Genomic DNA, 22,372 nt, shown 5'->3' on the forward strand with positions numbered 1-22,372 from the left:
TGCGGCATGGACACTGATATTCGACCGGAGCAGACAGACGACAGCACTGAGGTCGTACGAACGCCGGACGGTGACGTCCGGGGGTATGCCGATGGTTCGGTTTTTGTGTGGAAGGGGATTCCGTACGCGGCCGCCCCGACCGGTGAACACCGCTTCCGGGCCCCGTGCCCGCCGCAGCCGTGGGATGGCATCCGAGATTGCCGAGAATTCGGCCCGATCGCGCCGCAAGGGCAGAGCCCGGCGGTTCCGATCGATCGCGCCTTTGTCATCGACGAGGATTGCTTGTCGATCAATGTGTGGGCCCCGCGCCCGGACGGCACACAGCGGCCGGTGATGGTGTGGATACACGGCGGTGCGTACTGCTTGGGTTCGGCAGCCCAGACTATCTACGACGGCCGGCACCTGGCAGAGACGGGCGACGTTGTCATCGTCTCGTTCAACTACCGCGTCGGCGCGCTCGGATTTCTGGATCTGTCTTCCTTCTCGACGCCGGACGTGGTGTTCGAGTCGAATTGTGGTTTGCGAGACCAGATTGCGGCGCTTCGGTGGGTTCGTGATCACATCGACGCCTTCGGCGGAGATCCGGACGAGGTGACGGTATTCGGTGAGTCGTCGGGCGCGGGTTCGATCACGACGCTGATGACGTGCCCGAGTGCCGAAGGGTTGTTTCACCGGGCGATCGCTCAAAGTCCTCCGGCCACATCGGTTTACGGCCGCGAGCGCGCAAGATCGGTGGCGAGTCGTTTTCTCGAACTGATGTCGATACCCGTCGACGACGTCGAGACTCTCATCACGGCGGACCTCGATTTGATCATCAAAGCCGGCGATGAGTTGGTCAACGAAATCCCGACTCGGATGCCGGGAACCTTGGCGATGGCGCCGGTAGTGGATCGGGATCTGGTGCCGCACTATCCCGTTGCAGCGTTTCAGAAGGGGTACACGCATAAGATTCCGTTGATCATCGGCTCCAACAAGGACGAGGCGTCGATTTTCAAGTTCATGAAGTCGCCGCTGATGCCGGTGAGTGCGCAGTCGGTGGAGGCGATGCTCCAAGCGTTGGCCGACGATCATCCGGACATCTCGCCGACGCGATTGGCCGAGATCATGTCGGTGTATCCGGATCACACCAAACCGAGTGGCGCTCTGGCGCTTTCGCGTGACGCGGCGTTTCGGATGCCGACGCTATGGATTGCCGACGCGCACTGCCGGCACTCTCCAACGTGGGTGTATCGGTTCGATCATGCGACTCCGATGCTGAAGGCTGCTCGGATCGGTGCGGGGCACGCTACCGAATTACCGTATGTATTCGGCAATTTCGGTACTTTGAATGTCGACCCGACATTCTGGTTGGGTGGCCGAAAGGCTGCTCTGGAGGTTGCCGGCCGCATCCAGCGTCGGTGGCTCGCATTTGCGAGACACGCCGTCCCGGCAGCACTCGACGGCTCCAAACATTGGGCGCCGTACGAGGAAGAGAAACGATCGACTCTGTTGATCGATACCACCGATTCCCTCGTCCACGATCCAGATCAGGGTTTGCGCACCGCCTGGGGCAATGACGTGATGGGATTTCATTAGCGATCGAGTTCGCGCAGCACCGGAAGGGCAGTGCACACCACGGCGATGAGAACAATCGGAACCGACAGAGCGACAAAGGTTGCCGAGATGCCGAACTGATCGAGAAACGGTCCGACCAGCAGGTATCCGAGAGGTCCGGCGGCGTAGGCCGTCGACGTCATCACTCCGACGACACGTCCGCGCATGTGCTCCGGACTGCGTGTCTGCATGGCGTAGTTGACGATCGGGCCCACCGGGCCGTACACAAGACCTTGCAGGCCTGCCAGTACCAGGATCACCCACAGTGGAGGGAGTAGAGCCATCGCCAGCATCGCGATGCCGAGTACTCCGATGGCACAGATCATGATCAAACGTCGAGACATCAGCGGTGCGAGCGGCGCGTAAGCGAGGGCTCCCACAATCCCGCCGACAGCCAAGGCCATCAGAACCGAACCGAGTTGCGCGGGTTGATCGAGTTCCGTGAAGTAGACCGGAAAGACGACGCTTTCCACTGGCATGTAGAGCGCCACCACCGCCATGTCGACCAAAGCCAGGGTTCGCAGAATCTTGTTGTTCCACACGAACTTCAAGCCGTCGAGTGTGCCGTGCCAGATCGACGCTGGGCGTGCGTTCTGCTCGGGTGTTCCGGCATCAGCGAGGCGGATGAAGGCAACGACGACTATCGAGAATACAAATCCGGCGGCAGTGATCCAGAGTGTCGTGACAGCGCCGATCATCGCGATCAGGACTCCGCCGACTCCGGGCCCGATCAGATAGGCGACGTTGTAGTTGGCTTCGTAGACGCTGTTGGTCCGATCGAGTTTCCAGCCGGCCGCGTGAGTAGCCGCCGGCAACATCGATTCTCGGGCCGCCATGCCCGCCGGATCGAACGTGGCCCCGAGGGCCGCCAGGGCGGCGATCAACGGAATGCTCAGGCCGGTAGTAATGGCGAAGACCGGAATTGCCGACGCCGATACCGCGGACAACGCGTCGGAGACCATCGAGGTACGTCGTCGGCCGAATCTGTCGACAAATGTTCCCGAGAACAAGCTCGCGACGAGCAGGGGCACAGCGGCCGCCCCGGCAACGATGGCGGCGTCGGAGGCGCGTCCGGTGCGTTCGAGGACCAACCACGGGATCACCACGATGGAGATGCCGTTTCCGATCCCGGAGAACAGCGTCGCAAGGTTGATCAAAACCAGCGGAAGGTAGCGAGCGTCGCCCGGCGCGCCCGTGGGCCGTCGACGAGGTGTGACGGGCACGGGCGTTCCTTCCGTTTCGGGCAGATGGCCAGCCTGGTTACCTGTGGGACAACCTCTGGCCTACAGGAGTTCCTGAAACTCCGGATTTTGTGAGACGAACTTCTCGACGTAGGAGCAGGACGGGACGATCTTCTTCTGGTCGGCCTGTGTTTGGTGGAGTGCCTCGCGCACAACGACGGCTGCGAGGCCGCGACCGCGGAACTCTGGGTAGGTCACGGTGTGATGGAAGTCGCGTACACCGTCCGACTCGCTGTACTCGGCAAATCCAGCGAGTTCGTTATCGGAGTAGATGTCGAAGCGACTTTCTTCGACATTGTGGACGACTTTGTCGGTCATGAGTGACTCCAGTTTTTTCGGGGCAGCATGTGATCCACCCAGTTTGTGCTCTGCTCGAGACGGTACTCGGAGTCAAATCTGGAACCAGTGCCGGACTCGCGCCGATTTGTCTGATTGCTACAAGCCAATTTGGACGTCTGTTCAAAGGTTTTGCTGTACGCGTTCGAGGGTTGGGAAAATAGCCTGTACTAGTGCTTTTCACGCATCGGCGGAATCGAAACCTGGCGCTGCGCGTTGTTTGCTACCGTAATGATCCCAAAATGTGAGAACCAGCAAAAAGTTTTTTTCTCCACGGGTGAGTCGTGCCCGAGAATCGGACGAAAGCCGACATATTGCAGGTCAGGGAACTGGTACGAGAGACAATAATTGTCGTCGATGTGACGGAAAGTTGCCCAGATCGGGATTTCTCGACGAATCGTTTCATCAGAGGACACCCAAACGGCGCTTCTGGGGGTTAGCGTGTCAATCGTCGGGGACAAACGAAGCGTTACAAATTCGCTGGAAGAAATTTTCCGGGTAACAGTTCAGCGGTTCGTGAACACATCGTCGTCGAACACTTCGAGGAAGGACCGCACATGATTTTCGGGCAGCGTGAGTCGAATAGTTACTTTGCCGCAATATTCTCGTACGACTTCCTCGATGAGCACCTCGGATATGAGACGATTTCGAAGATTCATCGCGGTGACATCGCCGAGTGGATTCGCGATCTCGAAGCCTCGGGCTTGTTTTCGGCTGCCGAGGTTCGTGCCGCCGAACTGGCCTGGCGCACCAACCCGCGACTCCTCCTCGACGCACTCCTCGAAGATGCCGACGAGGTCTCGGTGAAGCGCTGGGAAATTGCCTGGGCACGCCTCGAACGTCAGTCACATACGTCGCACGTGGCTTCTATCGCCGAGCACGGTTGAAGAGTCACTGACGACTGAACTTCCTCTGCGGGTCACCGATACCGGTGGCCCGCAGAGTGCATTTCACAGGACGTAGGGCTGGCCGCCGTCGACGATGACCACCTGTTGATCAGTGAGCACTCGAAACGGACTGTGCGACGACGTGAGAATCTCGACGGTTTTTGCCGTCGCTGCCGGATCCTCCAATTCGGAGGCCCCGCCATGGGGAACTATCGCGAAGTCGATCAGTGACAGGCCGGACCAGATCGTTTCGATTCCGCAGGTCGGTAGAACCTCCGACGGATCGTCGGTGACGTCCAATCCGATCAGCGTCGGGCCGGCTACGGCGGCCCCCGCGCTGTATCCCGCGTAGACGATGTCTCCGCTGCGTGCCAGTTCCGAAAGAATGCGATCCGCTCCCGAACGCGCCAACTGAGCGCGCAGGATAAAAGTGTTTCCTCCGCGAACCCACACACAGTCGAACGCGCGCAGGTGCCGGTGGAGTGAATCCGGTGAGTGGAGGTAGTTGCGGACATCGACCTCCGCGGCGTCGAAACCCGCGCGGCGAAACGATACCAATTCGCTTGTCACCGCAGAGGATCGCGCTGCGACCGGCCACGCGTCGGCGGCCGCAGCGATGACGGCAATCCGTGCGCCGTGGCCGGTGAGTGCCGCAAACGCATCGGCATGGTCACCGAACCGGTACGACGAGAGAAAAAGTTTCACCGGACCTTCCCGCTCACATGGTGAAAGCGAGGTTGTCGACGATTCGTTTGCCCACCGCGAGGTCGCCGCTCAGAATGATGTCGTCTCGATGGTCGGCCGCGCTGACGCGTCCGCAGGCGACTCGGGTGAAGAGTTCCGAACTCATTTGCACCGTGGTTGTTGCCGGCCCGTCCAGCGCCGGGACAAGGGCGGCTCTCCCGTCGACGGAGACATGGAGCTCCCGGGCCAGTGGGCCGTCGAGAACAAAAGTGATGCGGGCACCGTCGGGCGCTTTTCCTCGCTTGCCCACCACAAATCCGAGGGCGCCGGTGATTTCTTCGAACGCGATCTCCGCACGTTGGCCGTTCTCGACCGTCGGTGCGCCGACGGCGTCGCGAATATCGAGTTCGTGCATCCAGCAATCGAAGATCCGAATACGCATGAAGCGTCCGTACGGCGCGGGCCCGACCGGGGTGAGAGTCTCTGCATTCCAATCGGATTCGGTCAGGTTGCGCAGAACTTCCGCGCGGCGCGACGTGATCTCCCGGAAGTGTGCGAGAAGCTGTGGCTGTGAGCTTCTACGAAGCCCTTCGACCCAGCGTTCGTTGAACGCGGCGATCTCGTTGTGGACATGCGGGAGCGTATGAACGTCGATGGAGGTTGTCGGCGGTTCGATTCCCGACAGCAACGATTCGGTCCCGATGATGTGCGCAACAACGTCGTGCACTGTCCAACCGGGCAGGTTGGTCGGCGAGAACCAGGCGTCACCTTCGAGCCCGGAGAGGAGAGAGTCGATGACTTCCCACTGCTCGATCAACGAATCGGTCAAGGATTCCTGGGGCCAGCCGCTCATACTGTGATCTCCTCTGTCTTCGGATTCTGCAGTTTTAACCACTGTAGGACGTGTGCGCATGTTCTCGGCGTTGCGAAACCTGTTGGCGGAAACTCGCGGCCAGGCGACTGATCCTGTGATAGACCAGGGATGTCGAGTACCGACGCCGAATTATCCGAGGAGTCTGCTGTGTTTCCTGGAAATTTTGTCAAGTCCACCCCGGACAAGCCTGCTGTGATCCGACCGGCGACGGGGGAGTCGATCACGTATCGGCAGCTCGACGAGCGTTCGACGGCTTTGGCTCGGTACCTTCGCGGGATCGGTCTCGTGCCGGGCGATCACGTCGCGCTTGTGTCCGACAATGACCTCCGTGCATTCGAAGTGTATTGGGCTGCACTGAGGTCCGGGCTGTACATCACCGTCGTGAACTCGCACCTGACGGCGCCGGAAGCTGCGTACATTGTCGACGACTGCGGAGCGAAGGTTCTGATCGCGTCGGCAACGGTGGCCGACGCGGTACCGGTGGACCCGTTGCTGATACCGCAGGTGCGCCACCGGTTGGTGTACGGCGGTGAGTTGGAAGGATTCGAGGACTACGACGGCGTGGTAGCCGCGCAGTCCACCGAACCGCTGGATTCGCAGCCTCGCGGGGCGGACATGCTCTACTCGTCGGGCACGACAGGCCGACCTAAGGGGATCAAGGGTGATCTCCCGGAAGGTGACGTCGATGTGACGATGGATCCGTATACCGCGATTTTTGCGCCGATGTACGGATTCGATTCCAGCACAGTCTATTTGTGCCCAGCCCCGGTCTATCATGCTGCGCCCCTACGTTTTTGCGGCGTCATCAATTCGGTGGGCGGCACAGTGGTCTTGATGGACCACTTCGATGCCGAGACCGCGCTCCGATTGATCGAGGAGTACTCCGTCACTCACAGTCAATGGGTGCCGACGATGTTTGTGCGGATGCTCAAATTGCCCGAGCCAGTGCGTGCCCGATACGACGTGTCGAGCCTGAAGGTCGCCATCCATGCTGCGGCGCCGTGTCCGCCGGAAGTCAAGACGGCAATGATCGATTGGTGGGGGCCGGTGATCAACGAGTACTACGCGTCTACCGAAGGCTCGGGCGCAACCTTCATCAACAGTGCGCAGTCGTTGGAGCATCCCGGTTCCGTCGGTCGTGACGGAGTGATGGGAATTGTGCACATTTGTGACGACGCCGGCAAGGATCTCCCCGTCGGCGAGATCGGCACAGTGTTCTGGGAGCGCGAAACACTCCCGTTCCGCTATCACAACGACCCCGAGAAAACGGCGTCAGCGCAGCATCCCGATCATCCGACATGGACCACGAGTGGCGATATCGGATACATCGACGACGAGCGATTCCTCTATCTGACGGATCGCGCTGCATTCACCATAATTTCCGGTGGCGTAAATATTTATCCTCAAGAATCCGAGAATGTACTGACTTTGCATCCGAAGGTATTCGATGTCGCAGTGATCGGGATTCCTGACGAAGAGATGGGTGAACAAGTCAAGGCGGTTGTCCAGTTAGCCGATGGAATCGAACCTTCGGCTGACGTCGCCCAGGAATTGCTGGACTACGTAAGAGGCCAGGTTGCGCACTTCAAAGCGCCTAGATCTATCGACTTTGCCGACGAATTGCCCCGGACGGCTACAGGAAAGCTGGTCAAGCACAAGCTCAGGTCCCAGTATGTGAACTGTTGAGCACGCGAATTGCCATCACAAGTTCGAGCGAAGGTAGTCGGCAAGAATCAGGGCATGACTGTGGGGCAGATCCTTACTGGCAGTCAGCAGCGTGACCGAACGGGTGTCCGTGCTCGGTGAAATACGTTCGACGTACTCGCGCACGGGGAAGGCGTCGAGCTGCGCAACATAACGGCTGCGAAACACCTCGAAACGATCGACCTGGTGGCCGTACCACTTTCGTAGCTCAGTGGACGGCGCCAGATCTTTCGACCAATCGTCGAGTGCCAACTCTTCGCGTCGTATTCCGCGAGGCCACAACCGATCAACCAACAGCCGAACCGCCTGCGGTTCGGCTGTTGGTTCGTAAACCCGCTCAACGGTGATGATTCGACTCGTCATTGTCGATACCTCTGCTCAGTTCTTGTTTCACATACTGGAACGGGCACCCAATGGAGTGTGACTGACCTCACACGCATCGTGAGGGAATACCCCAAAGATACTGTTCGGACTCGATTCAGATGATGAAAGTTTCTTTTCGGGTTCACTTTTATCGGAGAAGTCTGGCTAGTATCAGTCACCATTCACCCAAAAGCGGGTCATCTTCCGCTCATCACACGTTGGTTGCCGCTCGTCGCAGTAGGCGAACCACCAACCGCAGAAGGTAATGGAACAAATGGAAACATCGAAGAGCGCACAAGTGCGTCCATCGGTCGGTGTCCCTCGTGAAACGAGTGACGGCGAACGACGGGTAGCCCTCGTGCCCAAAATCGTGTCCACCCTGATCGGCAAAGGCGTCGACGTCATCGTCGAATCCGGCGCCGGACTCGGCGCCCTGATCCCCGACGAGCTCTACAGCGCCGCCGGCGCCAAAATCGGTGACCCGTGGACCGCCGACGTCGTCGTCAAGGTCGCCCCTCCCTCCTCGGAGGAAATCGCCCGCATCTCCTCCGGCGCCAAGCTGATCGGGTTCCTCAACCCCCGCAACACCGACAACCGCATCGCCGAACTCAAGGCAGCCGGCATCGAGGGCTACGCCGTCGAAGCAATTCCCCGCATCTCCCGCGCCCAGGTGATGGACGCCCTGTCCTCACAGGCCAACGTCTCCGGCTACAAAGCCGTCCTGGTGGCCGCGTCGGAGTCCACCCGCTTCTTCCCGATGCTCACCACCGCCGCCGGCACCGTCAAGCCCGCGACCGTGCTGGTGCTCGGTGTCGGTGTCGCCGGTCTGCAGGCATTGGCCACGGCCAAGCGTCTCGGTGGCCGCGCCACCGGCTACGACGTCCGACCTGAGGTCGCCGACCAGGTGCGCTCAGTGGGCGCCCAGTGGCTCGATCTCGGTATCGACGCCGCCGGTGAGGGCGGCTACGCCCGCGAGCTCACCGACGACGAGCGCGCCAAGCAGCAGCAAGCACTCGAAGACGCCATCAAGGGTTTCGACGTCGTCATCACCACCGCGCTGGTTCCGGGTCGTCCGGCGCCGCGTCTGGTGACCGCCGCTGCCGCCTCGGGTATGAAGCCCGGCAGCGTCATCGTCGACCTCGCCGGTGAGACCGGCGGCAACTGCGAGCTGACCGAACCGGGTCAGACCGTCGTCAAGAACGGTGTCACCATCTGCTCGCCGCTGAACTTGCCGGCGACGATGCCCGAGCATGCCTCGGAGCTGTATTCGAAGAACATTTCCGCACTGATCGAACTGATGTTGGTTGAAGGGGCTCTTGCTCCTGATTTCTCCGACGAGGTTATTGCCGGTGCGTGCGTCACCCGTGAAGAGAAGGGCGCCTGATGTACACATCACTGCTGGCGAACATCGCGATCCTGGTGCTGTCCGGGTTCGTCGGTTTCGCTGTGATCTCCAAGGTCCCGAACACCCTGCACACCCCGCTGATGTCGGGCACCAACGCCATCCACGGCATCGTCGTCCTCGGCGCACTCGTCGTGCTCGGTAAGGTGAACGACCCGTCGATCGGGTTGCAGATCATCTTGTTCGTCGCACTCGTCTTCGGAACGGTCAACGTCGTCGGCGGCTTCGTCGTCACCGACCGCATGCTGGCGATGTTCAAGGCCAAGCCGGCCGCCAAGGCTGTTACGAAGGACGGTGACCAGTAATGGAATACCTGGTCAATAGTTTGTACATTCTCGCGTTCTCGATGTTCATCTACGGTCTGATGGGTCTGACCGGACCCAAGACCGCGGTGCGCGGCAACCAGATCGCCGCGGTCGGCATGATCATCGCCGTCGTCGCGACCCTGATCTCCATTCGTGATGCGCAGCTGGGCAACTGGATCGTCATCATCGCCGGTCTCGTCATCGGTGTCGTGCTCGGTGTTCCGCCGGCCTTGCGTACCAAGATGACGGCGATGCCGCAGTTGGTGGCGCTGTTCAACGGTGTCGGCGGCGGTACCGTCGCGTTGATCGCGTACGCAGAGTTCCTGGACTCGGACGGCTTCACGGCCTTCCAGCACGGTGAGTCACCGACGGTGCACATCGTCGTCGCATCCCTCTTTGCTGCCGTGATCGGCTCGATTTCCTTCTGGGGCAGCGTCATCGCGTTCCTGAAGCTGCAGGAAACCCTGCCCGGCCGCCCCATCGGTATCGGCAAGTTGCAGCAGCCGCTCAACGCGCTGCTTCTCATTGCTGCCGTGGCATTCTCGGTGATCATCGGTATCAAGGCGATCACGCCGGAAGGCCCGACCAGCTCACTGTGGATCGTCGGCGTCCTGGTCATCTCCGGCATCCTCGGCCTCATGGTGGTGCTGCCCATCGGCGGCGCCGACATGCCCGTCGTGATCTCGCTGCTCAACGCGCTCACCGGACTCTCTGCTGCGGCAGCCGGTTTGGCGCTCGACAACCAGGCCATGATCGTGGCCGGCATGATCGTCGGCGCGTCGGGCACCATCCTGACCAACCTGATGGCCAAGGCCATGAACCGTTCCATCCCGGCAATCGTTGCCGGTGGTTTCGGTGGCGGCGGCGGCGAAGCTGCTTCCTCGGACGGTGTTGTGCGTACGGCGAAGGCAACTTCGGCTGCCGATGCCGCTATCCAGATGGCCTACGCCAACCAGGTCATCATCGTTCCCGGTTACGGCTTGGCTGTCGCGCAGGCTCAGCACGCGGTCAAGGACATGGCCAAGATGCTCGAGGCGAAGGGCGTCGAGGTCAAGTACGCCATTCACCCCGTCGCCGGCCGTATGCCCGGTCATATGAATGTTCTTCTCGCCGAGGCGGATGTCTCGTACGACGCGATGAAGGAAATGGACGACATCAACGACGAGTTCAAGCGCACCGATGTCACCTTGGTGATCGGCGCGAACGATGTCACGAACCCGTCGGCGCGCAATGATCCGTCGTCACCGATTCACGGGATGCCGATCCTGAACGTCGATCAGTCGAAGTCGGTGATCGTGCTCAAGCGGTCGATGAACTCCGGTTTCGCGGGGATCGAGAATCCGTTGTTCTTCGCGGACGGTACGTCGATGTTGTTCGGCGATGCGAAGAAGTCCGTTGCCGAGGTGACGGAAGAACTCAAGGCACTGTAAGTCTGTACTGCTGCTGGAAAGGGCACCTACCCGCGATGCGGGTAGGTGCCCTTTTGTCTTGCTGCGCGCAGACAGTTACGCGGCTAGTGGCTTAGACAGCGGGAGGAGTGGTGGGCTCGTGGCGGTCGGCGTCTGTATTCCGTTGTGGCACAAGTGGCTGCATCGCTAGGGGTCATCGTCCCCGGTTAGTTGGCGAAAGGCCCCGGGCCAGCTGTGGCGCTACAGGTGAATGCTCCGATGTCGCGAAAAGGCCACAACGGCTGTATCAGCACGCAATGCTTCACGTTGCGCCGCGATCGGTGAACGCTCCATCAAAATGGCTGCGGCACAACCCCACACGGAGGCCACGAGTAGCCCGGCAATCACTCCGAAAACCCCGCTCATCTCGGCAGCACACGCACTGATGCACACCCCGGCAACTCCTGAGATGCCAAGCCCGATAACCACTGGTCGCCACCGAGGGGCAGATACCAGTACAGCCGAACCGTAGAGAGCGGTCGCGGCCACCACATGTCCGCTGGGAAGCAACGTCGTCGGCACATCCGTGATCCAAGACCCCAGCGCGGCAGTTGTCAGGTTGGCACCCACTCCGAGCATCAGGATGACGCCGATGCCGTAGTGGAGATTTTGGACCATCGACACCACAGCCAGAGCAGTGGTGGCCGCCAGTACTGCGGTCACGTCGACACGAATGATCACCCAATCAGCGACAGACTCGAGCGATGCCGGAACGGTGACCGTCGGCGACGCGGGTCTCAGTAACAACAGGGTGCAGAGCGCCACAACACACAGTGCGGCAAGGGCAAGCAGGCGAGGAGTGGTGGACGAGGAGCGAGGGGCGGGGGACGAGACGGTCACGGTTCCCAAGCATCCTCGCTTCGTCTGTGCCTATCGTGAGGATCAGCTGTGATTTCGGTCGACGGTCGGAGAATCGCGACGAACGACACCGGCGCAACCCGCAGCGACCAGCACACATGTCAGGGGGATCAACATCGCTGTGGTGAGTGGCACAATCTTGGTCACCCAGCCGATGGTTGCCGGTCCGGCGAGAAATCCGATGTACCCCATTCCGACGACGCGAGACATGTTGGTACCAGCCGAACCGGAACCCAGATTGCCGGCCGTCGTGAAGATCTGCGGGATACACCCGGAGAGACCGGCGCCGAACAACGCCCACCCGAACAACGTGAGCGGAAGCCAACCCGACAACACAACCGTCAGCATTCCGACGGCGGAAATGATCGCGCCATAGCGAACCACGGCGACGGGACCGACCGCCGCGCTGATGCGGTCTGCTGTGAAGCGTCCGACCGTCATCATTGCGGAGAAGGCGCCGAAGGACAGCGCAGCAACGGCATTCGAGACGCCGAGGTCTTCCTTGACCTGCAACGCGCTCCAGTCATTTGCCACACCCTCGGCAAGCATCAACACAAACGCGAGCGACCCCAACGCAAGCACCTTGCCCGAGAAATGGCCGTGCGGTTGTTCGGATTCAGTGGCTTCGGAGTGGTGCGGGGTGTGTGGAAGCAATGGCCGCGAAAAGATCGAGACGGCCACCAAGCCGACTACCGACGCGGCGGTGAGGGTGACGTACGGCGGGAGTTCGATTGCCAGCGTGCCGAATCCGACGATCGAACCCACAACACCGCCAACCGAGAACATGCCGTGGAAGGCAGCCATGATCGGGCGACGGTAGAGCTGTTCGGCTTCGACGGCCTGAGAGTTCATCGAGACGTCCAGCGCACCGTTCGCAAAGCCGAAGACAACCAGTGCGGCACCCAATTGCCAGGTGTTGGTGGCAAACCCCGGACCCAGCACTGCCGCGCACAAACCGACGCCCGCAAGAATCACCATGCGTCGGCTGCCGTACCGATCGGCAAGCGGGCCACTCAATTGCATACCGGCGATTGCGCCGACTGCGAGGAGCAACAGCAGCGAGCCGAGCGTGGAATGACTGATACCCACCCGGTGTTCGATCGACGGGATGTGGACCACCCACATCGCGAGTAGAAATCCGTTGATTCCGAAGATGCCGAAAATGCCGGCGCGGGCGCGAATGAGGGTGGGACTGGGGGTGCTGCTCACCGTGACAGTGTGCCAGGCGACGCTGCCGCGACAGGTGTGCCAGGCCCGGATGCTCTCACAGGTGCGCGAGCAGCACAGCCGGATCCGCGAGCATCGCCGCCACCAGCGAAAGGAACTCGGCAGCTTGTTTTCCGTCCATACCGCGGTGGTCGAAAGTCACCGAAATTGTGACCACAGATCTGATCTCGATGCGCCCGTCGACAACCCACGGACGCTCGTTGACAGCGCCCAGACAAAGGATGGCGGCCTCGCCGGGGTTGAGTAGAGGTACGCCGCCGTCGACACCGAATACGCCGACATTGGTGATCGTGACCGTCCCGCCGGTGAGGTGTGGCATGTCGGTTCGGCCGGCTCGCGCGGTCGCAGTCAGTTCATTGATCGATCGAGCAAGGTCGAGCAGGTTCAGCGTGTCGGCGTCCTTGATGTTGGGAACCAGCAGTCCGCGCTCCGACGCCACCGCAATGCCGAGGTTCACGTGGGGATGCTTGACGCTGCTGCCGGACTGCTCATCCCACGTCGAATTGACCTCGGGGCTCGAAGCGATCGCGGTGACCAGGGATTTGGCGGCGAGAGTCAGTGGTGTCACCGAAACGTTCTCGAAGGGTGCGGAGTTGCGGAGTTTGGCGAGCAGGTCCATCGATGCCGTGACATCGACGGTGACAAACACAGTTGCCTGTGGTGCCCGGACGCTGGAGGTCATTACCGACGCCAGACGCCGGTTATGTGTCGGCGCAGTCTCTCCGTCGTGGTGCGTCGTGTGGGGGACGTTCCGTCGTCTCCGGTTCGAATGCGACGCCTGCGGTCCATAGCCCACCAGAACGCTCGGCGAGCCGGGGTCCGCCGACTCCGCCGTCGTGATCCGGATAATCGGCGCACCGACGGGTACGGTGGCGCCGGGTTCGACCAATAGTTCTGTCACCACTCCGGCATAGGGAGAGGGAAGTTCGACCAGGGCCTTGGCTGATTCGACGTCGGCGATCACCTGATCGAGAGCTACGGTGTCGCCGACATCAACACGCCACGACACTAATTCGGCGCTGGTGAGACCTTCGCCGAGATCCGGTAGACGGAACTCCGCGGTAGTCATGGCGTCAGTACCCGATCGAGTGCATCGAGAATCCGATCGGCATCCGGTAGGTGAAACTGCTCCAGTTTTGCTGGGGGATAGGGGATATCGAACCCAGTGACACGCAGGATGGGGGCCTTCAGATCGTAGAAACAATACTGCGCGGCATGGGCTGCAATTTCTGCTCCCAGGCCGAGAAACATCGGTGCCTCGTGAACGACGACGAGTCGGCCCGTCCGTCGCACCGAGTTGTCCACGGTGTCGAAATCGATGGGGGAGAGGGACCGGAGGTCGATTACTTCGAGGTGGTGACCCTCGTCGTCGGCGATATCCGCAGCTTCGAGCGCAGTAGCCACCATCGACCCGTACGCGACGACGGTGGCGTCACTTCCTGGGCGGACGACACGCGCACTGTGCAGTGGGAGTGAAGGTTCGGCATCGAGATCAACCTCGGCCGCATCCCAGTACCGGCGCTTGGGTTCGAGGAACACAACGGGATCGTCACATTCGATTGATTGACGGATCATGTGGTAGCCGTCGGCGGGGTTGCTGGGGTACACCACTCTCAGCCCGGCAGTGTGTGCAAAATAGGCTTCCGGTGACTCCGAATGATGTTCCACGGCACCGATTCCGCCCCCGCTGGGAATACGGATCGTGATCGGGGCGCATACCCGTCCCTCGGTGCGATAGTGAATCTTTGCTACCTGAGAGACGATCTGATCGAAAGCCGGGTAGACAAAACCGTCGAACTGGATTTCGCACACCGGACGGTATCCGCGCAAAGCCAAACCGAAAGCTGTTCCCACGATCCCGGATTCGGCGAGCGGCGTGTCGATCACTCGGTTCTCGCCGAAGTCCTTCTGCAGAGCATCGGTGACGCGGAAGACTCCGCCGAGACGGCCGACATCCTCACCCAGAATGACGACGTGGTGATCCCGTTCGAGTGAGCGTCGTAGTCCGGCGTTGAGGGCCGTCACCAGATTGACGACAGTCATGACATGACCTCCTCATCGTCGAAACTCGCCAGATACTCCCGATGTTGTTCTCGCTCATGGTCGATCAACGGGTGCGGCCCGGTGTAGACGTGCTCGAACAGAGCCGACGGCGGCGGGTCCGGAGTTTCGAGAGTGGCGCGGCGCAATCGGACGGCTACCTCTTCGGCCGCGATGGAGATTTCGGTGCCGGCGGCTTCGTCGAGGATTCCGCGCCGCTCCAGAAACACCCTCATCCGTTCGATCGGGTCGCGGTTGCGCCACTCGGCCATATCGGTATCGCTGCGATACCGAGTCGGATCGTCGGAAGTGGTGTGTGGACCCATTCGGCAGGTGATTGCTTCGATGAACGTCGGCCCGCTCCCTTCCCTCGCGTGGGCAAGGGCGGCCCGCGTCACAGCCAGAACAGCGAGTACATCGTTTCCGTCGACGCGGAATGAAGGTATGCCGTACCCGTCGGCGCGGTGCGATATCGGGGTGCGGGACTGTAGCGAGACGGGTTCGCTGATGGCCCACTGGTTGTTCTGGCAGAAGAACACGACACCGGCGCGGAAACTGGCAGCGAATCCCAATGCTTCGGCAATATCGCCCTGGCTGGTGGCGCCGTCGCCAAAATAGGCGATGGTGGCGATCTCAGCTCCGTCGAGGTGGACACCGAGTGCATACCCTGTTGCGTGAAGTCCTTGTGATCCGACAACGATCGCTGGGTTGGTCACGTTGAATTGATCTGGATCCCAAGCAGAATGGGAGCAACCGCGCCACATGTGCGTCAGTACCTCAGGGGGAACTCCGCGGCAGTAGGCGACGGCATGTTCGCGGTAGCTGACAAAAGCGAAATCATCGTGTTTCAGAGCCCGGGCCGAGCCGACCTGCGCGGCTTCCTGGCCCAAGAGTGGTGCCCACAAACCGATTTCGCCTTGACGCTGGAGCGCAACCGCCGCAGTGTCGATTCTGCGACTGATGACCATGTCACGGTACAACGAGATGTATTCGGTAGGTCCGAGATCTGCGATCAGACGGTCGTATTCGGGTCGGCACACTCGGGTGCCGTCCGGTTGGAGGAGCTGGACTGGATAGTCGAGGTTGTCGATCATCGCGGTTCACCTCGGTTTCTACTCATGCCCGACGCGCCTTGTGAGCGAGATCGAGCAATCCCGATGTGTTTTTCAGTTGTGGTCTCTCTTCCCAGCATCCCCTTGATTGCAGAATCCGCAAGTGGGTCGCCGTCTCGAAAGCATGCCTACCAGTCACGATTTCCGAACTCGTGGGTAACAATGGCGTCGTTACTGCCAACTATTCGATTTCTCCCGCTAGCATCGGTGCGATGAATGCAGTCGGACTGAACGAAGAAGCAGTTTCCGGGTGGATCGCCGAACTGGGGGTTGGCGCCACCACACCACTGACTTTCGAGAGGATCGGCAACGGTCAATCCAACCTCACCTACTCTGTGACGGATGCGGGCGGCGGGCGCTGGGTACTGCGCAGGCCCCCATTGGGGACATTGCTTGCGTCAGCTCATGACGTGGTGCGGGAACACCGAATCCTGTCTTCACTTCAAGGAACTCCGGTTCCGGTGCCCAAGATCATCGGCATCACCGAAGACCCGGCGATCACGGACGCGCCGCTGGTGCTGATGAGCTACGTCGACGGTCTGGTGATCGACGGAGTGTCGGTTGCGCAGAAGTTGACGGTGGACGAGCGTCGGAAAGTCGGATTGGCACTCCCGAAGGCGCTGGCCACGATCCACGCCGTCGACCTCGAGGAAACGGCACTTCAAGATCTCGCGAGCACCAAACCTTTTGCGCAGCGGCAACTCAAGAGATGGTCGGCGCAGTGGGACAAGTCAAAGACACGGGATATTCCCGACGTGGAGCGGCTTGCGGAAATCCTGAATCGAAACATTCCCGAGCAAACCGAAGTGACCCTGGTCCACGGCGATTTTCACCTTAACAACATCATCGTCGATCCGGCCGAAGGTCGGGTACTCGCGGTGGTTGATTGGGAGCTCTGCACGCTGGGAGACCCGCTCGCGGATCTCGGTGCGCTACTGGCATATTGGCCCGAAGCCGGCGACAAGGTAGCCGGCCCGTTCATGGCGTCGACGCTCGAAGGTTTCCCGAACCGCGACGAACTCGTCGAGGCATACGTTGCCGCCACCGGCCGCGACGTTTCGGCAGTGGGTTACTGGCACGTGTTGGCGCTGTGGAAGCTGTCGATCATCGCTGAAGGAGTATTGCGTCGAATCCTCGACGACCCACGCAACAAGGCCGAACACGGTGGCCCGACGGTCACGATGATCGACGGAATTGTCGCTCGGGCCGTTGCGACTGCCGAAAAGCTGGGACTGAATTAAACGAGCGAACCGGCCGCGGCAGCGATCGCGGCCGGGATCGCGACCGGCGTTCGGGTAACAGCGTCGACATACACGTGGACAAAGCGGCCCGTAGCCGCAGCTTCCCAGATTCCGTGTGCGTTCTCGTGAAAGATCGCGAGTGAGTAGACGATGCTCTTGGTGCCGAGCCTTTCGACCCCGATACCGACTTGGAGTTGTTCGGGGAACGTGAGTTCGCTCAGATACCGGCAGGACGTTTCGGCGACAACACCGATGGCCGGAAGGTTCCGAATATCGGTGCCGGTTGCCGACATGAGCCATGCGTTCACGGCAGTGTCGAAGTACGAGTAGTAGGTCACGTTGTTCACGTGCCCGTAGTGGTCGTTGTCATCCCAACGGGTAGGGACGGGCCAGCGAACCGGGAACTGCTCGATCGAGATAGCGGAATCTGTTGCACTCACGACTTCGACCTTAGCGACGTGCTGCTACCGATCAGCACTGCCCTCACGATCAATCCGACGAGTAAGGCCCAGAAGGCCGATCCGATTCCCGCGACGGCGACGCCCGACGCAGCGATGAGAAACGTGACGACGGCACCTTCGCGTTCGGCTGGATCGCTGAGCGCCGCGGTCAGAGAAGCTGCCAGTGTAGCCAAGAGCGCCAGTCCGGCAACAGTTTCCACCACGCCCGCCGGGGCTGCGACAACCAGCGCGGCAACGGCGGCAGAACCTACGGCCAGTACGAGATAGGCCCAACCGGCCGTGGCGGCTGCTATCCATCGGCGCTTCGGATCGGGATGGGCGGTGGGCGCCGCCGCCAGTGCGGCGCTGATGGCGGCGAGATTGATCGCGTGACCACCGGCGGGGGCACCGAGGACAGTGCCGATGCCGGTCACGATCATCGAGGGCCGCCACGGCACTGTATATCCGAATGAATTCATCACGGCCACACCGGGAATGTTCTGCGAGGCCATGGTCACTATGTACAACGGCAAAGCAATTCCGATCAACGCCTGCCACGTCCACGACGGCGCTGTGAGGTCGATGCGAGGAATCATCGCTGAGGCGTCGAGTGTGTTCTCGGACGTCATCAGACTGATACAGATCACGACGGCAGCAGTGAGAAATGCAAGCGGAACGGCCCACCGCTTGGAGAAGCGTTGCGCCGCAAGCCAGACCAGAATTACCGGCGCCACCGCCAGGGGTGCGTCACGTACAGCGCCGATCGGTGCCAGGCACAAGGGCAGGAGAACTCCGGCCAGCATCGCCTGAGCTAGAGGAGTCGGAATGGCCGAGATGAGCTTGCCCAGCGCGGGCCACAGCCCCGTCAGAACTATCGCAACTCCGACGACGATGAAGGCGCCCACTGCGGCGGGCCATCCACCGTGCACCGAGCCGGCACCGGCGAGCAATGCCGCGCCCGGCGTCGACCACGCCAGGGTGATCGGAATTTTGTACCGTCGTGAGAGCCAGAGCATGCCCAGGGCTTGGGTGACACAGAGTACGAGGAGTCCCGAGGCTGCCTGAGCTGCGTCTGCGCCCAAGGCTGTGAGGCCGGTGAGGACTACCGCGAACGAGCTGGTGAATCCCACCAGCGCAGTCACGATTCCAGCGCTGACGGGCTGCGCGTTGCCGCGGACTATGTCCGGCTCAGTGGTCTGGGGGGAGTCCGACATGGTCAGTGATTCTGCCTGACTGATCTACCGATCCGGACGGATGGGCGCCGTGACGGCTTTGCCGTAGATGAGATGGGTCTGTGCATGCCACACCTCGGGGTGAGCCGCCAGATGGTCGATCAGCACTCGCTGCAGATGTGCGCTGTCGCGAACCGCGACATGGAGAAAGAAGTCCTCGGGCCCCGAGACATTGAACAGCGCAAGAGTTTCCGGCAAGGCGAGGGCGTCGGCAGTGAAACGGTCCACCAGGTCGCGTCGATGGGGACGCAGTTGCACAGCAATGATCGCCTGCATCGACCGACCAACGGCCGACGGATCGACGACGGCATGGATCCCACTGATCGTCCCGTTTGCTCGCAGGCGTCGTACACGCTCGTGACACGACGACGTGGCCAGACCGACTCGGTCGGCCAGAACCTTGTTGGTGATCGACGCATCTTTCTGTAATTCGGCCAGAATCTTCCAGTCCACCGAATCCAAATCTTCATTCTTCGACATCTGCCGAATCCTATCCGGAACGGTTTTGAACTTCCCGGATCCAGTTGCACACTCCTGTCATGAATGCAGGTGTCGAACCTGCTCGAACGTGAGGTAATTCGGATGAGTATCGGTCAGTGGCTAGCTTTCGGCTCCCTGCTTTCCATCGTCTTGTTCACACCCGGCCCGGATTTTGTCCTGATTCTGCGGCATTCCCTGGCAGATCGGCGGACAGGTGCCGTGGTTGCAGCCGGTGTGACTGCCGGACTGGTCGTGCACACCGCCGCTGCGTCACTCGGACTGTCGGCTCTCGTCGCGACTCGCCCGCAACTGCTCTCGGCTCTCACCTATGCGGGAGCGGCCTACCTGACCTGGCTGGGTATCTCCGCAATCCGCAGCGCGTTCAAAGCGCGAAGTGGTGACGACGCCTTGACGGCCGTATCGGAACCGATTCCGGCGCCGCGAGCATTCCGATACGGGTTCCTCTCCAACCTCCTCAATCCCAAGGCATTGCTGTTCTTCCTCGGACTGCTTCCGCAGTTTGTCGAACCAGGCAGCGGCGCAGCACTGCGCACTCTGACGTTGGCCGGCGCCACCGTAATTGCTGCCGCACTGTGGTGGGCCGTCGTTGTCGTTCTGGCGGCGGGCGCCGGACGCAAGCTGAGGCGGCCGGGCGTCGGAAAGCGTATTGACGTGGTGAGCGGAGTTCTGCTGGTCGGACTCGGCGCGTTCTTCGGTGTTGCCTGATTCGAGTCGTGCCAGTATTGGTCCCATGACGCTTCCCGTGCTGATCGACGCTCCCGAACTGGCATCGCTCATCGATGCCGGTACCCCGCCCGTTCTGCTCGATGTTCGTTGGGCGCTGGGTGATCCGAACGGTGAGGAGCATTTTCGTGATGCCCACATCCCCGGCGCAGTGTTCGTCAATCTCGAAACCGAACTGGCGGCTCCGGCGTCGAAGGAATCGGGTCGGCATCCACTGCCGTCGATCCAGGACCTGCAGAAAGCGGGACGTAGATGGGGCATCAACGACGGCGACACTGTTGTTCTCTACGACGCTGTCGGAAACATGTCAGCGGCACGAGGTTGGTGGCTGCTGCGCTGGGCCGGACTCGCGGATGTTCGTCTGCTCGACGGAGGATTGCCGAACTGGGAATCGGCAGGTTTGCCGACGTCATCCGGAAGCGGTGAGGTGGTTGCAGCCGGAACGGTCACGCTTCGAGGCGGTAATATGCCGACCGTCGACATCAACGACGTCGCGGGTTGGAATGGCGTTCTGCTCGATGCGCGGGCCGGGGAACGTTATCGCGGTGAGGTGGAACCGATCGATCCGGTCGCCGGCCATATTCCGGGTGCGGTGAGCGCACCGACAGTCGAGAATCTTGATGGCAGCGGCCGATTTTCGGAGGCGAAGATCTTGCGTGAGCGATTTGCGAGACTCGGAGGCACGGATAGTGTTGCGGTGTACTGCGGATCCGGAGTGACTGCGGCACATCAGATTGCAGCACTCGCCATTGCCGGCTACGACGCCACGCTGTTTCCGGGCTCGTGGTCGCAGTGGTCAAATGACAGTGCACGAGCCGTCGAAACTGGAGCGTAAGTTCAGGTTTCGTTGCGGGTGATCAACTGCGGGACCACGAACCATAACGTCGTAAACATGACTGCGGCACCCGCGGTGAGGATGATTGCAGTAATGCCGCCCACGGCAATCTCGGTGATCAGCAGCACCGTGCCCGTCATGGATGCGGCCAGAAAACCTATGCCGCACAGAGTGAATCGGTTTGCAATGGTGAGGATGCGCTCGCGGTGCCCGCCTCGAAACAACACTCGATGCCACACCGCGGGCGCCATCAGCAATCCGAAGGATATCGCGACCAGGATGACTGTCACGAGGTGAATGGTCCTGATGTACGACGGTCCGTCGGCGTACCGTTCGGTGAATGCCACGGCGAGAAGAAATGCGAACAGGATCTGGACGCCAGAGAGAGCGACTCGCAATTCCTGCAGCAACTCGTTGAAGTTTCGTGCGAGCTGCACGGGAGCGCTCTCTCCGGTGTCCGTCATAGTGCCGAGTTTGTCACGCGCGGGAGTATTCGGAGGCGCGTTGAATCTGTTCCGGGGTGGGACGTACACCCGTGTAGAGAACGAACTGCTCGGCGGCCTGGAGGGCGATCACCGAACCGCCGGTGATCACCGTCTTGCCGAGTTCGGTGGCCAGGGTGATCAGGGGAGTATTCACGGGCATTGCAACCACATCGAATACGACCTCCGCGCTGCGAACCGCGACATCGGGAAAGGACAGGGAATCGGATTCGACACCGCCCGCCATGCCAATCGGGGTGGCATTGATCAGAACTCGGAAATCCCCCGTCGCCCCGCTCGCCCCGCCGGGACTCATTTCACCGAGATCTGATTTCCAGGTGAATCCGTACTGATCTGCGAGTGCCGAACCAGCGGCCTTGTTGCGTGCCACTACCGTGACGTCGGTGAAACCGGTATCGCGTACCGCTGCGACGACTGCCTTCGCCATGCCTCCACTGCCGGCCACTGCAACGGACAGGGAAGTGTCTACATTGTTTTCGCGCAACAGATTTGCCACCGCTTGGTAGTCGGTGTTGTAGGCGTGCAGGACGCCCGCTTCATTGACGATGGTGTTGACCGAGTCGATTGCCGACGCCGAATCATGCATGACGTCGACGTGCGCTATGACCCGTTCCTTGAACGGCATGGATACGCCGCAACCGCGGATGCCGAGCGCGCGGATCCCGGCGATCGCCGCCGGAACATCATCGGTGGTGAACGCCTTGTAGACGAAGTTGAGACCCAGTTCCTCGTACAAGTAGTTGTGGAATCTGGTGCCGATGTTGCTCGGACGCCCGGATAGCGACATACACAGCAGTGTGTCCTTGTTGAGGTCGACAGTCAT

The 22,372-nt window shown here is 61.0% G+C and carries 25 protein-coding genes; 9 read left to right on the top strand and 16 right to left on the bottom strand.

From position 1 onward, the window contains the following. The first annotated feature begins 6 nt into the window (after window positions 1-6). Window positions 7-1,575: a carboxylesterase/lipase family protein gene (locus MTX36_RS24355; RefSeq protein ID WP_243622210.1), complete on the top strand. Its 1,569-nt coding sequence runs from the start codon at window positions 7-9 to the stop codon at window positions 1,573-1,575. Here MTX36_RS24355 and MTX36_RS24360 read toward each other — a convergent pair. From MTX36_RS24360 to MTX36_RS24370, 3 genes are all read right to left on the bottom strand, one after another. Beyond that, a complete protein-coding gene (locus MTX36_RS24360) occupies window positions 1,572-2,816 on the bottom strand; it encodes an MFS transporter (protein ID WP_243622211.1) in 1,245 nt (414 codons plus the stop codon). The genes MTX36_RS24355 and MTX36_RS24360 overlap by 4 nt on opposite strands. Before the next feature lie 60 nt (window positions 2,817-2,876). Beyond that, window positions 2,877-3,152, bottom strand: a complete 276-nt coding sequence (locus MTX36_RS24365; RefSeq protein ID WP_243622212.1) for a GNAT family N-acetyltransferase — start codon at window positions 3,150-3,152, stop codon at window positions 2,877-2,879. Between the two features lie 188 nt (window positions 3,153-3,340). Beyond that, window positions 3,341-3,586: a hypothetical protein gene (locus tag MTX36_RS24370; RefSeq protein ID WP_243622213.1), complete on the bottom strand. Its 246-nt coding sequence runs from the start codon at window positions 3,584-3,586 to the stop codon at window positions 3,341-3,343. Window positions 3,587-3,727: 141 nt separating this feature from the next. On the opposite strand from MTX36_RS24370, the gene MTX36_RS24375 reads away from it, so the two are divergent. Continuing rightward, the gene (locus tag MTX36_RS24375; protein WP_243622214.1) at window positions 3,728-4,057 is read left to right on the top strand and encodes a hypothetical protein; all 330 of its coding nucleotides are present in this window, start codon (window positions 3,728-3,730) and stop codon (window positions 4,055-4,057) included. Between the two features lie 63 nt (window positions 4,058-4,120). On the opposite strand, the gene MTX36_RS24380 is transcribed toward MTX36_RS24375, so the two are convergent. Then, window positions 4,121-4,762, bottom strand: coding sequence for a Type 1 glutamine amidotransferase-like domain-containing protein (locus tag MTX36_RS24380; protein ID WP_243622215.1), 642 nt, complete (start codon window positions 4,760-4,762; stop codon window positions 4,121-4,123). Window positions 4,763-4,775: 13 nt separating this feature from the next. After that, a complete protein-coding gene (locus tag MTX36_RS24385; RefSeq protein WP_243622216.1) occupies window positions 4,776-5,594 on the bottom strand; it encodes a maleylpyruvate isomerase family mycothiol-dependent enzyme in 819 nt (272 codons plus the stop codon). A gap of 168 nt (window positions 5,595-5,762) precedes the next feature. On the opposite strand from MTX36_RS24385, the gene MTX36_RS24390 reads away from it, so the two are divergent. Further along, the gene (locus MTX36_RS24390) at window positions 5,763-7,301 is read left to right on the top strand and encodes an AMP-binding protein (protein ID WP_243622235.1); all 1,539 of its coding nucleotides are present in this window, start codon (window positions 5,763-5,765) and stop codon (window positions 7,299-7,301) included. A gap of 15 nt (window positions 7,302-7,316) precedes the next feature. On the opposite strand, the gene MTX36_RS24395 is transcribed toward MTX36_RS24390, so the two are convergent. Further along, the gene (locus tag MTX36_RS24395; protein WP_243622217.1) at window positions 7,317-7,682 is read right to left on the bottom strand and encodes a DUF488 domain-containing protein; all 366 of its coding nucleotides are present in this window, start codon (window positions 7,680-7,682) and stop codon (window positions 7,317-7,319) included. 274 nt (window positions 7,683-7,956) lie between these two features. On the opposite strand from MTX36_RS24395, the gene MTX36_RS24400 reads away from it, so the two are divergent. From MTX36_RS24400 to MTX36_RS24410, 3 genes are read left to right on the top strand one after another with little or no spacing between them, the layout of a single operon-like run. After that, window positions 7,957-9,066 carry a Re/Si-specific NAD(P)(+) transhydrogenase subunit alpha gene (locus tag MTX36_RS24400; protein WP_243622218.1) on the top strand — a complete coding sequence of 370 codons (1,110 nt, stop codon included), beginning with the start codon at window positions 7,957-7,959 and terminating at the stop codon, window positions 9,064-9,066. Next, a complete protein-coding gene (locus MTX36_RS24405) occupies window positions 9,066-9,389 on the top strand; it encodes an NAD(P) transhydrogenase subunit alpha (RefSeq protein WP_243622219.1) in 324 nt (107 codons plus the stop codon). The genes MTX36_RS24400 and MTX36_RS24405 overlap by 1 nt, the downstream gene beginning before the upstream one ends. Next, window positions 9,389-10,819: an NAD(P)(+) transhydrogenase (Re/Si-specific) subunit beta gene (locus MTX36_RS24410; protein ID WP_094274103.1), complete on the top strand. Its 1,431-nt coding sequence runs from the start codon at window positions 9,389-9,391 to the stop codon at window positions 10,817-10,819. The genes MTX36_RS24405 and MTX36_RS24410 overlap by 1 nt, the downstream gene beginning before the upstream one ends. Before the next feature lie 219 nt (window positions 10,820-11,038). Here MTX36_RS24410 and MTX36_RS24415 read toward each other — a convergent pair whose 3' ends face one another. The 5 genes from MTX36_RS24415 to pdhA are packed head-to-tail and all read right to left on the bottom strand — an operon-like array spanning window position 11,039 to window position 16,056. Next, on the bottom strand, window positions 11,039-11,677 hold the full coding sequence (locus MTX36_RS24415) for a hypothetical protein (protein ID WP_243622220.1): 639 nt from the start codon (window positions 11,675-11,677) through the stop codon (window positions 11,039-11,041). A gap of 42 nt (window positions 11,678-11,719) precedes the next feature. Beyond that, complete coding sequence (locus tag MTX36_RS24420; protein WP_308198249.1) at window positions 11,720-12,904, bottom strand: MFS transporter; 1,185 nt, start codon at window positions 12,902-12,904, stop codon at window positions 11,720-11,722. 55 nt (window positions 12,905-12,959) lie between these two features. Then, window positions 12,960-13,991: a dihydrolipoamide acetyltransferase family protein gene (locus MTX36_RS24425; protein ID WP_243622221.1), complete on the bottom strand. Its 1,032-nt coding sequence runs from the start codon at window positions 13,989-13,991 to the stop codon at window positions 12,960-12,962. Continuing rightward, on the bottom strand, window positions 13,988-14,965 hold the full coding sequence (locus tag MTX36_RS24430; RefSeq protein WP_243622222.1) for an alpha-ketoacid dehydrogenase subunit beta: 978 nt from the start codon (window positions 14,963-14,965) through the stop codon (window positions 13,988-13,990). Before MTX36_RS24430 ends, MTX36_RS24425 begins: the two co-directional genes overlap by 4 nt. Further along, window positions 14,962-16,056 (bottom strand): pyruvate dehydrogenase (acetyl-transferring) E1 component subunit alpha, encoded by a 1,095-nt coding sequence (pdhA, locus tag MTX36_RS24435; RefSeq protein WP_243622223.1) that lies wholly within the window; start codon window positions 16,054-16,056, stop codon window positions 14,962-14,964. Before pdhA ends, MTX36_RS24430 begins: the two co-directional genes overlap by 4 nt. A 230-nt stretch (window positions 16,057-16,286) precedes the next feature. On the opposite strand from pdhA, the gene MTX36_RS24440 reads away from it, so the two are divergent. Next, window positions 16,287-17,315: a phosphotransferase family protein gene (locus tag MTX36_RS24440; protein ID WP_243622224.1), complete on the top strand. Its 1,029-nt coding sequence runs from the start codon at window positions 16,287-16,289 to the stop codon at window positions 17,313-17,315. Here MTX36_RS24440 and MTX36_RS24445 read toward each other — a convergent pair. From MTX36_RS24445 to MTX36_RS24455, 3 genes are read right to left on the bottom strand one after another with little or no spacing between them, the layout of a single operon-like run. Beyond that, window positions 17,312-17,755, bottom strand: a complete 444-nt coding sequence (locus MTX36_RS24445; protein WP_243622225.1) for a thioesterase family protein — start codon at window positions 17,753-17,755, stop codon at window positions 17,312-17,314. The genes MTX36_RS24440 and MTX36_RS24445 overlap by 4 nt on opposite strands. Beyond that, window positions 17,752-18,969, bottom strand: a complete 1,218-nt coding sequence (locus MTX36_RS24450) for a benzoate/H(+) symporter BenE family transporter (protein ID WP_243622226.1) — start codon at window positions 18,967-18,969, stop codon at window positions 17,752-17,754. The genes MTX36_RS24445 and MTX36_RS24450 overlap by 4 nt, the downstream gene beginning before the upstream one ends. Before the next feature lie 24 nt (window positions 18,970-18,993). Further along, on the bottom strand, window positions 18,994-19,467 hold the full coding sequence (locus MTX36_RS24455; RefSeq protein ID WP_094274096.1) for an Lrp/AsnC family transcriptional regulator: 474 nt from the start codon (window positions 19,465-19,467) through the stop codon (window positions 18,994-18,996). A 102-nt stretch (window positions 19,468-19,569) separates the two neighbouring features. On the opposite strand from MTX36_RS24455, the gene MTX36_RS24460 reads away from it, so the two are divergent. Further along, entirely contained in the window at window positions 19,570-20,193 is a 624-nt protein-coding gene (locus MTX36_RS24460) for a LysE family translocator (protein ID WP_243622227.1), read from the top strand. Between the two features lie 25 nt (window positions 20,194-20,218). Next, a complete protein-coding gene (locus MTX36_RS24465; protein ID WP_243622228.1) occupies window positions 20,219-21,046 on the top strand; it encodes a sulfurtransferase in 828 nt (275 codons plus the stop codon). A 2-nt stretch (window positions 21,047-21,048) separates the two neighbouring features. Here the strand turns inward: MTX36_RS24465 and MTX36_RS24470 are convergent, their stop codons facing one another. Both MTX36_RS24470 and MTX36_RS24475 read right to left on the bottom strand, forming a co-directional pair. Then, complete coding sequence (locus MTX36_RS24470; RefSeq protein ID WP_243622229.1) at window positions 21,049-21,510, bottom strand: DUF6328 family protein; 462 nt, start codon at window positions 21,508-21,510, stop codon at window positions 21,049-21,051. A gap of 13 nt (window positions 21,511-21,523) precedes the next feature. After that, window positions 21,524-22,372 (bottom strand): shikimate 5-dehydrogenase, encoded by an 849-nt coding sequence (locus MTX36_RS24475; protein WP_243622230.1) that lies wholly within the window; start codon window positions 22,370-22,372, stop codon window positions 21,524-21,526.

The sequence above is a fragment of the Rhodococcus sp. ARC_M6 genome (assembly GCF_022810305.1).
GTDB lineage: Bacteria > Actinomycetota > Actinomycetes > Mycobacteriales > Mycobacteriaceae > Rhodococcus_F.

Coding starts and splice junctions, on each gene's coding strand:
- MTX36_RS24355 (WP_243622210.1), top strand. CDS start 7: ATGGACACTGATATTCGACCGGAGCAGACAGACGACAGCACTGAGGTC.
- MTX36_RS24365 (WP_243622212.1), bottom strand. CDS start 3,152: ATGACCGACAAAGTCGTCCACAATGTCGAAGAAAGTCGCTTCGACATC.
- MTX36_RS24375 (WP_243622214.1), top strand. CDS start 3,728: ATGATTTTCGGGCAGCGTGAGTCGAATAGTTACTTTGCCGCAATATTC.
- MTX36_RS24385 (WP_243622216.1), bottom strand. CDS start 5,594: ATGAGCGGCTGGCCCCAGGAATCCTTGACCGATTCGTTGATCGAGCAG.
- MTX36_RS24395 (WP_243622217.1), bottom strand. CDS start 7,682: ATGACGAGTCGAATCATCACCGTTGAGCGGGTTTACGAACCAACAGCC.
- MTX36_RS24400 (WP_243622218.1), top strand. CDS start 7,957: ATGGAAACATCGAAGAGCGCACAAGTGCGTCCATCGGTCGGTGTCCCT.
- MTX36_RS24405 (WP_243622219.1), top strand. CDS start 9,066: ATGTACACATCACTGCTGGCGAACATCGCGATCCTGGTGCTGTCCGGG.
- MTX36_RS24410 (WP_094274103.1), top strand. CDS start 9,389: ATGGAATACCTGGTCAATAGTTTGTACATTCTCGCGTTCTCGATGTTC.
- MTX36_RS24425 (WP_243622221.1), bottom strand. CDS start 13,991: ATGACTACCGCGGAGTTCCGTCTACCGGATCTCGGCGAAGGTCTCACC.
- MTX36_RS24430 (WP_243622222.1), bottom strand. CDS start 14,965: ATGACTGTCGTCAATCTGGTGACGGCCCTCAACGCCGGACTACGACGC.
- pdhA (WP_243622223.1), bottom strand. CDS start 16,056: ATGATCGACAACCTCGACTATCCAGTCCAGCTCCTCCAACCGGACGGC.
- MTX36_RS24440 (WP_243622224.1), top strand. CDS start 16,287: ATGAATGCAGTCGGACTGAACGAAGAAGCAGTTTCCGGGTGGATCGCC.
- MTX36_RS24450 (WP_243622226.1), bottom strand. CDS start 18,969: ATGTCGGACTCCCCCCAGACCACTGAGCCGGACATAGTCCGCGGCAAC.
- MTX36_RS24455 (WP_094274096.1), bottom strand. CDS start 19,467: ATGTCGAAGAATGAAGATTTGGATTCGGTGGACTGGAAGATTCTGGCC.
- MTX36_RS24460 (WP_243622227.1), top strand. CDS start 19,570: ATGAGTATCGGTCAGTGGCTAGCTTTCGGCTCCCTGCTTTCCATCGTC.
- MTX36_RS24465 (WP_243622228.1), top strand. CDS start 20,219: ATGACGCTTCCCGTGCTGATCGACGCTCCCGAACTGGCATCGCTCATC.
- MTX36_RS24470 (WP_243622229.1), bottom strand. CDS start 21,510: ATGACGGACACCGGAGAGAGCGCTCCCGTGCAGCTCGCACGAAACTTC.
- MTX36_RS24475 (WP_243622230.1), bottom strand. CDS start 22,372: ATGACTGTCGACCTCAACAAGGACACACTGCTGTGTATGTCGCTATCC.